The organism is Burkholderia sp. BCC0506 (assembly GCF_902833145.1).
Lineage (GTDB): Bacteria > Pseudomonadota > Gammaproteobacteria > Burkholderiales > Burkholderiaceae > Burkholderia.
In genome coordinates this window covers 221,840-235,345 of sequence record NZ_CADFEN010000002.1, presented here as the reverse complement: position 1 = coordinate 235,345, position 13,506 = coordinate 221,840, and the positions used below count along the sequence as shown (strand labels likewise).

Here is a 13,506-nt window from a genome sequence, read left to right as displayed (position 1 = left end):
CGATTGACGGCCCGGCCGATCGAGTCGGGCCGCATGTATCGCAGGCGGCCTCGCCGTCCGCGTCACGGGAAGCGTCGACGTACCGCGCTTCCGCCTTCTTCGCTTCATTAGGTATACGTACTAATATGAAGCGATTGTCTTGTCCTTATCTAGAGGGATAACAATTTCATGAACAAGACCTACGCACTCGTGTGGAACCAGGCCCAGGGTTGCTGGAACGCCGTCGGGGAAACCGCGCGCCGGCACGGCAAGTCCGCCGGCGGCAAGCGCCTCGCCGCCGCTGCCGTCTCCCTGCTCGGCCTCGCCGCCCTGCCCGCTTTCGCATTGCCCACCGGCGAAGCCATCACCGCCGGCAAGGCCGACATCGTGCGCGACGCCGACGGCAAGTCGATGTCCATCAACCAGCATTCCGACAAGCTCGTCACCAACTGGCAGTCCTTCGACGTCGCCGGCGGCGAGCGTGTCGCCTTCCGCCAGCCCGGCAGCCAGTCCATCGCGCTGAACCGCGTGATCGGCAACAACGGCAGCCAGATCCACGGCAGCATCGACGCCAACGGCAAGGTCTTCCTCGTCAACCCGAACGGCATGGTGTTCGGCTCCGGCGCGCAGGTCAACGTCGGTGGTCTCGTCGCGTCGACTCAAGCGATTTCCGACGCCGACTTCCTCGCCGGCAACTATCGCTTTGCCGGTAACTCCGCCGCGTCCATCGTCAACGACGGCAAGATCACCGCGGCCGACGGCGGCAGCGTCGCGCTGCTCGGCGCACGCGTGTCGAACAATGGCGTGATTCAGGCGAAGATGGGCCGCGTCGCGCTCGGCGCCGGCAATGCGTTCAAGGTCAACTTCGACGGCAACGACCTGCTCAGCCTGCAGGTCGAGGGCGGCGCGGTCGATGCGCAGGCCACCAACGGCGGCCTGCTCAAGGCCGACGGCGGCGAAGTGCTGATGACCGCACGCGCGGCAGGCAACCTGCTCAACGCCGTGGTCAACAACAGCGGCACGATCGAGGCGAAGGGGCTTGCGAGCCGCGGCGGCAAGATCACGCTCGACGGCGACACCGTCAACGTCGGTGGCACGCTCGACGCCAGTGGCGCGCAGACCGGTTCGGTTGTCACGCGCGGCCAGCGCGTGAACGTCGCCGCCGATACGAACGTCGACACGCGTGCAGGCAACACCGCCGGCACGTGGTCGATCGAAGCGGCCAACGCGGGCGTGAACGGCACGAACGGCGGTGATCGCTCGATCGCGGCGGACACGCTGTCGCGCAACCTCGGCACCACCAACGTCGCACTGACCAATACGCAAGGCGACCTGAGCGTCGACGGCCCGCTCACGTGGAACAGCGACAACGCACTGACGCTGACCGCGCAGAAAGGCAGCGTCGATCTGCGGCAGGCGCTGTCGGCAACGGGCACGAACGCCAGCGTGGCAGCCAACGCAGCCGACAAGATCCGCATCAACGACGCAATCAAGCTGACCGGCCGGAACGCACACCTCGAACTGAACGCGAAGAATGGCCACGACCTGACCAACGACAAGGCCGTCGTCACGCTGTCCGGCAGCAACGCGTCGTTCAGTTCGAACGGTGAAGGCTACAAGGTGCTGCATACGGTCGCCGACCTGCGTAACGTCGACGCCAACCTGAACGGCCGCTACGTCGTCGGCAACGCCATCGACGGCGCGAACGCGAGCTTCCGCGGCATCGGCGGCGACATGCCGTTCTTCGGCAAGTTCGACGGCCTGGGCAATACGATCAGCCGCCTGAACGTCTCCAATCCGGGCCAATACGCAGTCGGCCTGTTCACGGCCAACCACGGTTCCATCTCGAACCTCAACCTGTCGAACGTCACGGCGACCGCGGCAATCCGCCCGTACGGCTCTCCGGTTTCGGTCGGGGCGCTGGCCGGCTACAACTTCGGCACGATCTCCAACGTCACGGCCAAGGACGTCGCGGTCACCGGCAAGGCCGGCACGATCGTCGGCGGCCTCGTCGGCGGCAACTATGGCGGCACGATCGAACATGCATCGGTTTCCGGTCGTGTCGAAGGCGAACGCGACGCGCTCGCCGTCGGCGGCCTCGTCGGGGAGAATTTTTCCAGAAAGGACGTGGTGAACGGTAAGTTGACCGACTGGATCACCGCAACGATCCGCGACAGCCACGCCGATGTGAATGTCAAGGTCGCAGGCGCGGCTACCACCGGCGGGCTGGTCGGCCGCAACACGGGCACGATCGACGGATCGTCGAGCACGGGCGCCGTGACGGCAACGGGCGACTCGGCAATGATCGGTGGCCTCGTCGGGATGAACTTTGAGGAAGGCGTGATCAAGAACGCGTCGTCGTCCGCAACGGCAACCGTGGCGGCGGGCCAGAACGCTGTCGCAGGCGGCATCGCCGGCATGAACTTCGGCGCCATCTCGGCCTCGCACGCCAACGGCAAGGTCGCGGTCAGTAGCAGCAGCACCGCGGGCGGCCTCGCCGGCATCAACTTCGGCAACATCGGATCGTCCACGGCCAACGGCGACGTGACGATCAACGGCAGCGGCACCGTCGGCGGTCTCGTCGGCGCGAACCACGGCCACCTCGGCGCGTCGAAAGCCACCGGCAACGTGACGGCGGGCAACGGAAGCTGGGCGGTCGGCGGACTCGCCGGTACCAACTCGGGCGATATCGACGAGTCGGTCGCCAGCGGCAATGTCGCCGTCGGCAACGTCGGCACGGCGGGTGGTCTGGTCGGCCGTAACGATAAAGCGGGGCGTATCCATGCGTCGAACGCGCTCGGCCAGGTGAAGGGCGGATTCCAGTCGACGGTCGGCGGCTTCGCGGGCCAGAACAACGGGATCGTCGATACCTCGAAGGCAAGCGGCACGGTTCTGGGCGGCGCAAGCGGCAACACGGGCGGCTTCGTCGGCGCCAATGCGTCCGGCCGCATCAGTACTTCCGATGCAACCGGCGACGTGATCGCGAGCGACAACGGCAACACCGGCGGCTTCGCGGGCTTCAACGTCGCCACCATCGACACGTCGAGCGCGGCCGGTAATGTCACCGGCCGTTACGCGGGCACCGTGGGCGGCTTCACCGGCCTGAACATCGGCACGCTGAAGTCGGTGAAAGCAGGCGGCAACGCGTCCGCAGGCTATTCCGCCGACGTTGGCGGCCTGGTCGGCCGGAATTTTCAAGGAACCGTCTCCGACGGCCACGCCAGCGGGTCGGTCAAGGCGCTCGATAACGCGAGTGCCGGCGGTCTGATCGGCCATAGCGAAGGCGGCAGCGTGTCTCAATCGACGGCTTCGGGCAACGTCGAGGCGGGTGCGAATGCCAACGTCGGCGGGCTGGTCGGCCGACTCGCGGGCACGATCGAGAAGTCGAGCGCGACGGGCTCCGTCAAGGGCGGCGACGACAGCTTCGTCGGCGGTCTCGTCGGCTACGGTGGCGGCGTCATCCGGAATTCCTCGTCGAGCGGCACGGTTTCCGGCGGGCGATATGCGTTCCTGGGCGGCCTCGTCGGCGCCAATTTCGGCACCGTCTACGGCTCGTCTACCACCAGCCGCGTTGACCCCAAGAACGGGTACAGCCAGACCCGCGGTTCGCTCGTCGGTCTCAATATTGGCGCCGTACGCCCGTGAGCGTGATTCGATGCGATCGCCGGCGTCAACCTTCGTGACGGTTAGCCGGGTTCGCATCGCGGGCGCCTGACCACGCCCGGCCGGCGGCCGACGGGCCGCCGGTTCCGTGTCACCGGCCGATCGACGATACGGTCGACCGGTCCTTGAACCTTCCATGAGGATCGCATAACAATGAACAAGACTTACGCACTCGTGTGGAACCAGGCCCAGGGTTGCTGGAGCGCCGTCGGGGAAACCGCGCGCCGGCACGGCAAGTCCGCCGGCGGCAAGCGCCTCGCCGCCGCTGCCGTCTCCCTGCTCGGCCTCGCCGCCCTGCCCGCTTTCGCATTGCCCACCGGCGAAGCCATCACCGCCGGCAAGGCCGACATCGTGCGCGACGCCGACGGCAAGTCGATGTCCGTCAATCAGCATTCCGACAAGCTCGTCACCAACTGGCAGTCCTTCGACGTTGCCGGCGGCGAACGTGTCGCCTTCCTCCAGCCCGGCAGCCAGTCCATCGCGCTGAACCGCGTGATCGGCAACAACGGCAGCCAGATCCACGGCAGCATCGACGCCAACGGCAAGGTGTTCCTCGTCAACCCGAACGGCATGGTGTTCGGCTCCGGCGCGCAGGTCAACGTCGGTGGTCTCGTCGCGTCGACTCAAGCGATTTCCGACGCCGACTTCCTCGCCGGCAACTATCGCTTTGCCGGTACATCCGCCGCATCGATCGTCAACGACGGCAAGATCACCGCGGCCGACGGCGGCAGCGTCGCGCTGCTCGGCGCACGCGTGTCGAACAACGGCGTGATCCAGGCCAAGATGGGCCGCGTCGCGCTCGGCGCAGGCAATGCCTTCAAGGTCAACTTCGACGGCAGCGACCTGCTCAGCCTGCAGGTCGAAGGCGGCGCGGTTGACGCGCAGGCCACCAACGGCGGTTTGTTGAAGGCCGACGGCGGCGAAGTGCTGATGACCGCACGCGCGGCGGGCAATCTGCTCAATGCCGTGGTCAACAACACCGGCACGATCGAAGCGAAAGGGCTCGCCAGTCGCGGCGGCAAGATCACGCTCGACGGCGGCGCGGTTAACGTCGCGGGCAACCTCGACACGTCGGCTGCCGAAGCCAACGCGCAGGTGGGTTCGGTCACGACGCGTGGTGATCACGTCGATGTCGCAAACGACGCACAGGTCGATACGCGCGCCGGCAACACGGCAGGCACGTGGACGATCGAAGCGGCGAACGCAGGCGTGAACGACACGACCGGTGGCGCTCGCTCGATCGATGCAGACACGCTGTCGCGCAACCTCGGCGCCACCAACGTCGCACTGACGAACACGCAAGGCGATCTCACGGTTGGCGGCCCGGTGTCGTGGACGAGCGACAACGCGCTGACGCTGACCTCGCAGAAGGGCCACGTCGATCTGCAACGCGAACTGTCGGCAACGGGTACGAACGCCAGCGTGGCGGTCAACGCTGCGAACAAGATTCACGTGAACGACGCGGTGAAGCTGACCGGCCAAAACGCGCACCTCGAACTGAATGCGAAGAATGGCCACGACTTCACGAATGACAACGCCGTCGTCACGCTGTCCGGCACCAACGCATCGTTCAGTTCGAACGGCGAAGGCTACAAGGTGCTGCACACGGTTGCGGACCTGCGCAACGTCGACGCCAACCTGAACGGCCGCTACGTGGTCGGTAACGCCATCGACGGCGCGAACGCGGGCTTCCGTAGCATCGGCGGCGACGCAGCGTTCTCCGGCGTATTCGATGGCCTCGGCAACACCGTCAGCCGCCTGAACGTTTCCAACACGGGCCAGCGCGCCGTCGGCCTGTTCGCCACCAATACCGGGCGGATCTCGAACCTCGGCCTGCGAAACATCACGGTGAACGCCACCGGTCTGCCCAACAGCACGTCGACCGCGGCCGGCGCGCTTGCCGGCGACAACTTCGGCACGCTCTCCAACGTGGCGGCCAAGGATGTCGCCGTCACGATCAAAGGACCCGCCAACGCCGGCGGTCTGGTCGGCTACAACTACGGCACGATCGATCGCGCGACCGTGACCGGGCGTGTCCAGGGCGACCGCGATTCGTATGTGATCGGCGGCCTTGTCGGGGCCAACCTCGCGAAGCCGGGCTCGGTGACGGCAGCAACGATCCGCAACAGTCACGCCAATGTTCAGGTCACGACTGGCTCCTTCGTCCAGGCGGGCGGCTTCGCTGGCCATAACGATGGCCGCATCGAAACGTCGTCGAGCGCCGGTAGCATCGCCACGACGAATACAGGAGGATTGCTCGGTGGTTTCGTCGGCGTGAACTATGGCGCCATCGACTCCTCCGCGTCGACGACGACCGTCACGGCTGGCCTGAAAGCGGTGGCGGGCGGCCTGGCAGGCCACAATGCAGGCACCCTCTCGGCGTCGCGCGCGAGCGGAAAAGTCACCGTGGGCGATTACAGCTTGGCCGGTGGACTGGTCAGCGGCAACAGCGGCACGATCGACGCATCGACGGCCGACGGCGACGTCGTGGGTGGACGGGGCGGCACGGTGGGCGGTTTCGCCTCCTCGAGCTACGGCCACATCAGCGCATCGCAGGCACACGGCAACGTAACGATCGGCAACGACGGCAGCGCCGGCGGCTTCATCGGCTTCAACGCCGGCGGCATCGACGGGTCGACTGCGACAGGCAACGTGTTCGGCGGCGCGAACAGCTGGACAGGCGGTTTTGTTGGCCGTGCCGCCAAAGATAGCGCCATTCATGCCTCGGTCGCGCACGGCAACGTCAAGGTTGCGGGCAAATCGACGGTCGGCGGCTTTGCGGGTCTCAACGACGGGTTCATCGAAACGTCGCGGGCCGAAGGCAGCGTGATGGCCGGCATCGACAGCGTGGCTGGCGGCTTCGCGGGAACGAACAGCAGCCGCATCGAAGCATCGAACGCCTTCGGGGACGTGAATACCGGCAACGGGAGTTCGGCCGGCGGTTTCGCGGGCGTGAATACCGGCGATATCAACGCGTCCGAGGCATCGGGCAACGTGACGGTCGGCTCCACCAGCAAGGCGGGCGGTTTTGTCGGAACCAACAGCGGCGCCCTCCGACAGGCAACTGCCAGCGGCAACGTGCTGGCCGGTGTCAAGGGTTCGATCGGCGGCCTGGTCGGCCAAAATACCGGACAGATTGTCGGCGCGCAGGCAAGCGGTGCAGTCAAGGCCGGCAACAATTCCGTCGCGGGTGGCCTGGTCGGAGTAGGTGGCCTGGTCGGAGGAAAGAAGAGCGGCACGATCGACGCGTCGATCGCATCGGGCAATGTCGAGGCCGGCGCGGACAGCCGGGTCGGCGGCCTCGTCGGCGAACTGATCGGCTCGGTCAAACAGTCCCGGGCCACCGGGTCCGTCAAGGGCGGCAATGGCAGCTTCGTCGGTGGCCTCGTCGGCTTCAACGGCGGCAACATCTTGGCGTCGTCCTCGAGCGGCACGGTTTCCGGCGGACGCTACGCCGTCCTCGGCGGGCTGATCGGCGGCAACTTCGGCTGGATCTCCATCGCCGGTTCGTCGACCACGAGCCGCGTCGAAACCGTGGCTGGCTATGGGCAGACCTCCGGTCCGCTCATCGGCGTCAACTACGGCTTGGCGATGAACTAACGCTCCAGCGCTCGTGCCTCCGGCCATGTCCGCACCGGCATGGTCGGAGGCCGTGGCGAATCCCGGCCGGCGGCCGTCCGGCCGCTGGCCCCATCGCCGGTCGACCGGTCAATCCGCTCTGCCGGCTGCTACTTCTTCAGCGAGAAGGAAGATATGAACAAGACCTACGCACTCGTATGGAACCAGGCCCAGGGTTGCTGGAGCGCTGTCGGGGAAACCGCGCGCCGGCACGGCAAGTCCGCCGGCGGCAAGCGCCTCGCCGCCGCTGCCGTCTCCCTGCTCGGCCTCGCCGCGCTGCCCGCCTTCGCACTGCCCACCGGCGAAGCCATCACCGCCGGCAAGGCCGATATCCTGCGCGACGTCGACGGCAAGTCGATGTCCGTCAACCAGCACACCGACAAACTCGTCACCAACTGGCAGTCGTTCGACGTCGCAGGCGGCGAACGCGTGTCGTTCCATCAACCCGGCAGCCAGTCCATCGCGCTGAACCGCGTCATCGGCAACAACGGCAGCCAGATCCACGGCAGCATCGACGCCAACGGCAAGGTCTTCCTCGTCAACCCGAACGGCATGGTGTTCGGCTCCGGCGCGCAGGTCAACGTCGGTGGTCTCGTCGCGTCGACTCAAGCCATTTCCGACGCCGACTTCCTCGCCGGCAACTATCGCTTCGCCGGTCACTCCGCCGCATCGATCGTCAACGACGGCAAGATCACCGCGGCCGACGGCGGCAGCGTCGCGCTGCTCGGCGCGCGCGTGTCGAACAACGGCGTGATTCAGGCGAAGATGGGCCGCGTCGCGCTCGGCGCAGGCAATGCGTTCAAGGTCAACTTCGACGGCAACGATTTGCTCAGTCTTCAGGTCGAAGGCGGTGCGGTCGATGCGCAAGCGACCAACGGCGGGATGCTCAAGGCCGACGGCGGCGAAGTGCTGATGACCGCACGCGCGGCGGGCAACCTGCTCAACGCCGTGGTCAACAACAGCGGCACGATCGAGGCGAAGGGGCTTGCGAGCCGCGGCGGCAAGATCTCGCTCGACGGCGACACCGTCAACGTCGGTGGCACGCTCGACGCCAGTGGCGCGCAGACCGGTTCGGTCGTCACGCGCGGCCAGCGCGTGAACGTCGCCGCCGATACGAACGTCGACACGCGTGCAGGCAACACCGCCGGCACGTGGTCGATCGAAGCGGCCAACGCGGGCGTGAACGGCACGAACGGCGGTGATCGCTCGATCGCGGCGGACACGCTGTCGCGCAACCTCGGCACCACCAACGTCGCACTGACCAATACGCAAGGCGACCTGAGCGTCGACGGCCCGCTCGCGTGGAACAGCGACAACGCACTGACGCTGGCTTCGCAGCAAGGCAATGTCGACCTGCAACGCACCGTGTCCGCCACCGGCGAACACGCGAGCCTGCGTGTCGATGCCGCCGATACGATCCACGTCAACGATGCGGTCAGCCTCACCGGTCGCGCGGCACACCTCGGGCTGAACGCGAGGAACGGCCATACGCTCGCGTCCGGCAAGGCCGTCACGCTGTCGGGCGACAACGCATCGTTCCGCTCGAATGGCCACGACTATAAGGTCCTGCACACCGTCGACGATCTGCGTCGCGTGGACAACGACCTGAACGGCCGCTACGTGGTCGGCAACGCGATCGACGGCCGCGGCGCGAACTTCCGCAGCATCGGTGCCAACAGTGCGTTCACCGGCGATTTCGACGGCCTCGGCAACACCGTCAGCCGCCTGAACGTTGCCAATCCGGGCCAATACGCAGTCGGCCTGTTCGCGAAGAACAGCGGTCGCATCGCGAACCTGGCGCTCGACTCCGTTGCCGTCACCGGTGACAACTCGAACGGCAACGCGGCCATCGGCGGTCTCGTCGGCGACAACTTCGGCGGCCGCCTGTCGAACGTCTCTGCGACGAACACGGCGGTCGCTTATACCGGCAAGACGGGATGGACGATGATCGGGGGGCTCGTCGGCCGGAATGTCGCCGGCCAGATCGACCGCGCGCGGTTCGCCGGCAAGATCGCGGGCAGCGCCAACACGTTCTCGGTGGGCGGGCTGGTCGGCTACAACATGTCCGGTTCGATCGCGGACAGCCACGCTAGCGCCGACGTCATGGTCGCAGGGTCGAGCTATCCGGGCCTGTACGCGAACGTGCAGAGCGTGGGCGGCCTCGTCGGCACCAATACGGGCACGCTCTCCGACGTTTCGGCCGGCGGCCGCGTCACGGCAGGCAACCACGCGAACGTCGGCGGCCTCGTCGGCCACAACGACGGCGGCACGATCCGCCGCGCGGTGGCAACGGTCGACGTGACGGCCGGCAAGAGCAGCCACGTCGGCGGATTCGTCGGCTGGAACCATAACGGCGCGTCGATCGAGCACGCCAGTGCATCGGGCAAGGTGAACGCAAGCGGCGCGGCATCGATCGGCGGCTTCGCCGGCAACACCGACGGCAAGCTGAACGACGTCGCATCGAAGAGCATCGTGACCGATACGACGAGCAACCAGATCGGCGGTCTCGCGGGCGTCAATGGCGGCTTCATCGGCAACGCAAGCGCAACCGGTGCGGTGAATGCCGGCAGCAAGAGCCAGGCGGGCGGCCTCGTCGGCGTGAACACCGGCACGATCGACACCGCGAAGGCAAGCGTCAACGTGCTCGCCGGCGCCAACAGTCTGGCCGGCGGCCTGATCGGCACGAATCGCGGCGGCAACGCCATCGTTCGTCACGCGTCGGCAACGGGTAACGTCACCGCGCAGCGTTCGCAGGTGGGTGGCCTCGTCGGCGTCAACGATGCTGGCGCACTGATCGCCGATTCGACGTCGACCGGTACGATCGGCGGTGAGGGATCGGATCTCGGCGGCCTCGTCGCGCAGAACTCGGGCACGATTCGTTCATCCCGTTCAGGCTCGAAGCTGAACCTGCCGCAGTGGCAGAGCACCGCGTTCCAGGGCGGCCTGGTCGCGCTCAACTATGGCAGCATCGACTCGAGTTCGACCTTCGGCCCCGCGCGCGATGTCAACACGATCGGCCTGAACCTCGGGAAGGTCGACGGCAAGTTCGTCTACGGCCCCGTGAGGTAACGTCGGCGTAGCCGGCCGGCGCGCTGCCGGCCGGTTTCGAACGATCGCGCGACCGCGGCCCGTCAGGCGCGGTCGCGCGATCCATCTGGCGCGCCACCGCACACGCGTTCGAGCGCGGCTTCGATCGATGCGCGCAGGGCCTGCCAGCCGACTGCCAGGCCATCGACACCGCCGTCGGCCAGCATCCGCTCGGCCTGCGCACACGTATCCCGTCCCGCCGCCTCTCCCGCGAGCGCAAACCCCCCTCGCATCGAATGAAGTTCGACCTTGATCCGGTCGAGATCGCGATGCATCAATGCAGCATCGAGCGCCGCCAGCGACTCGAGTGTCGCGACCCGCAGCGTCTCGCGAATCTCGTCCGTCACACCTGCCAGCGCACCGGCACGCTCGTGATGCGCGGGTGCGTCCGACGCCTTCGATACCCGCCCGCCATGCCGCCGCAGCACCGCGTCGAGCATGTCGATCGATAGCGGCTTCAACACGACTTCCACCACGCCGACGCTGTCGCAGCGCCGGTAGTCGTCCTCGGTGGCATGCGCGGTCATCGCCACGACCGGCACGACCGACCGCTGCTCGCGCAGGAAATTCGCGAGGGCGAACCCGTCCAGCTCCGGCATGCCGAGATCGGTCAACACGATGTCGAACGGCTGCGAGAAGTACGTGCGCATCGCTTCCTTGCCGTTCGTCACGATCGTCGCGTCGTGACCGAGCGCGTCGAGCTGATCCCGCAACAACGCCCGGCTCGCCGGATGATCCTCGGCCACGAGCACGCGCAACGGCGCGTCGTCGGCCGCTGGCGCCGCGACCGGCGGGAGGCTCGGCGCGACGTGCGCCACGGCGTCCGCCGCCTGCCACTGCGCCGGGGCCTCGCGCAACGGCAGCGCGGCCGTGAACGTGGAGCCTGCTCCGAGCCGGCTCTCGACGGACAACGTTCCGTGCATCAATTCGACGATGCGGCGGCACAGCGGCAGCCCGAGCCCGGTGCCGCCGAAGCGCCGGTAAATCGACGCATCCGCCTGGATATAGATGTCGAACAGCGTCGGCAGGCTGTCCTCCGGAATGCCCATGCCGGTGTCGCACACGCCGATCTCGACGCCCCGCGTCGGCTCGTCGCCATGACCGGGCCGCGCTTGGATCGTCACGTGCCCGTGTTCCGTAAACTTGAGCGCATTGCTGACCAGGTTCCACACCAGTTGACGCATGCGAACCGGATCGCCGACATAGCCGTCCGCCAGTTCCGGCTCGATCCAGCATTCGATCGCGAGCCCCTTCGCCTTCGCGACGGGACCGAAGATCTCGGCGACGTCGCGCAACAGGCCCCGCAAATCGAATGGAACGTGCTCGAGCACGATCTGGTTGGACTCGGCCTTCGATAGATCGAGCACGTCGTTGATGACACGCAGCAGCGAATCCGACGCCGACATGATCGTCCCGAGGCGCCGCTCCTCGGTAGGCGGCAGCGGCGCGCGCTCCATCAGCTCGAGGTTGCCGATGATCGCGTTCAGCGGCGTGCGGATTTCATGGCTCATCGTCGCGAGGAACGTCGACTTCGCCTTGTTCGCATCGTCGGCCGCCTGACGGGCTTCCCTTAGCTTCTGTTCCGTCTGCTTGCGCTGCGTGATGTCGATCAACGTGCAAAGCAGCGCGTCGACACCGCGATATTTGCTGCGCACGACGCTCACGGCCACGTAATTCGGCTCTTCCGATTCGGCGTCGAGGCTCAGCTCGAACTGCGTCACCGCGCGCCGCGCGCCGGCATCGCGCACGCAGCCGCGCCACGTTTCCCAGATGCGCTTGCCGAGCGGCGGGCTCGATGCCGCCCGCTCGTAGGCGAGCATCGCGTCGTTGCGGACCAGCGCGTCGCCGTCGGCGGCCGACAGCAGCACGAGTCCGGCGGGTGCGGTGCGGATCAGCGTGCGGTTCAGCGCGTCGCTTTCGATCAGCCGGACGGCTCGCCGGTTGGCCGGCTGCAACGCGCGTCGATCGAACATGACGATCGCGAGCCACATCGACGCGATGGCCAGCAGCGCAATGCCGATCGTGAAGCCCGCCGGCGTCGCGATGGCGGCGACGACGCTGCGCCACGAAAAGGTCATCACCAGGATCAGATCGAAGTCCGGCAAACGATCGCTGACGATGAAGCGCGAACCGACGCGATGCGCGATTTCGTGATCCGGATCGGCGCCCAGATCGCCGAGCGCGCGCGCGACCATCGCACTGTCAGGCCGCGCGCCCGCGAGCAGATTCGCATCGCGGTCGATCAGCCCGAGCGCCGGCTCTCCGGGCCGCAGCGCGGCAATGCGGTCGATCTCCACGGGGCTGTTCACGACGAGCCACGCGAACGGCCGACCATCGCCATCGCGCAAAAGCTTGGCAAATCGCAATACCGCGTGCCCGAGCAGCGGATCGAAGCGCCGCTCGATCTCGACGGCATTCGTGCCCGGCGCATCGAATCGCGTCGACGGCATCAACTGCCGGATCAGCGCGTGCACCGCGGTGCCGGGCGGCAACGCCAGCGCCCGGGCACCCAGCGCCGGCGAATACACGCCGAGGAACGCCTGATCCACGCCGATCAGGTAGCCGGAACGCCCGCCGTAGTCGGTCGGCTGCGTCGACATGAGTTCGAACTGCCGGAGAATCGACGCAAGGTAGCGCGAATAGGTGCTGGCCGGATGTTCCGCGTCGACGTCGCCCAGCCCGACGAACGCCAGTTCGCCGAAACGCTTTCGCACGATCCTGCCGTGACCGGCGGCGAACTCCGCCAGTTCGCGATCGGACGCCTGCTCGCCGAGCCGCCACTGGCCTTGCGCGCGGTTGGCGTTCTGAATCAGCACGTCCTTGCGGAGCAAGAGCTCCGCGTTCAGCCGCGCACTGTGCCGCAGAAACGTGCTGCGCGTCTGCGTGAGGTAGTCGAGTACCTCGAGCCGCACGGCGAGCGTCGCGCAGATCAGGATGAACAGGGTGATCGCCAGCCCGCCGCCGTAGAGCAGGAACTGTTGATGACGCCGAGCCCGGCGCGGATCGTAAGGCTTGCGACCGGGCGTCGCATCGTGCGCGAACAGCGCTTTGAGTTGGGTTGGCATACGCGCGGTATTCGAGCCCGAAGGAGACGACGACAACTCAGCCCGTGGGGTGATCCGACCGCATCCCGCGGCGATTTCACCACCCCGCCCCGGA

Annotated in this window: 4 protein-coding genes; 3 read left to right on the top strand and 1 reads right to left on the bottom strand. The window is 67.1% G+C overall.

Going from position 1 to position 13,506, the window contains the following annotated elements; all coding sequences use genetic code 11:
• Window positions 1–168 precede the first annotated feature (168 nt).
• From HWX62_RS05060 to HWX62_RS05050, 3 genes are all read left to right on the top strand, one after another.
• Window positions 169–3,624 (top strand): GLUG motif-containing protein, encoded by a 3,456-nt coding sequence (locus tag HWX62_RS05060; RefSeq protein WP_175930254.1) that lies wholly within the window; start codon window positions 169–171, stop codon window positions 3,622–3,624.
• Window positions 3,625–3,795: 171 nt separating this feature from the next.
• The gene (locus HWX62_RS05055) at window positions 3,796–7,242 is read left to right on the top strand and encodes a GLUG motif-containing protein (RefSeq protein WP_175985097.1); all 3,447 of its coding nucleotides are present in this window, start codon (window positions 3,796–3,798) and stop codon (window positions 7,240–7,242) included.
• 153 nt (window positions 7,243–7,395) lie between these two features.
• Window positions 7,396–10,329 carry a GLUG motif-containing protein gene (locus HWX62_RS05050; RefSeq protein WP_175930256.1) on the top strand — a complete coding sequence of 978 codons (2,934 nt, stop codon included), beginning with the start codon at window positions 7,396–7,398 and terminating at the stop codon, window positions 10,327–10,329.
• Window positions 10,330–10,391: 62 nt separating this feature from the next.
• Here HWX62_RS05050 and HWX62_RS05045 read toward each other — a convergent pair whose 3' ends face one another.
• Window positions 10,392–13,412, bottom strand: coding sequence for a hybrid sensor histidine kinase/response regulator (locus HWX62_RS05045; protein WP_175930257.1), 3,021 nt, complete (start codon window positions 13,410–13,412; stop codon window positions 10,392–10,394).
• Window positions 13,413–13,506: the final 94 nt, after the last annotated feature.

What these genes read in the sequence shown, in the direction of transcription:
- HWX62_RS05060 (WP_175930254.1), top strand. Translation starts at nt 169, where the DNA reads ATGAACAAGACCTACGCACTCGTGTGGAACCAGGCCCAGGGTTGCTGG.
- HWX62_RS05055 (WP_175985097.1), top strand. Translation starts at nt 3,796, where the DNA reads ATGAACAAGACTTACGCACTCGTGTGGAACCAGGCCCAGGGTTGCTGG.
- HWX62_RS05050 (WP_175930256.1), top strand. Translation starts at nt 7,396, where the DNA reads ATGAACAAGACCTACGCACTCGTATGGAACCAGGCCCAGGGTTGCTGG.
- HWX62_RS05045 (WP_175930257.1), bottom strand. Translation starts at nt 13,412, where the DNA reads ATGCCAACCCAACTCAAAGCGCTGTTCGCGCACGATGCGACGCCCGGT.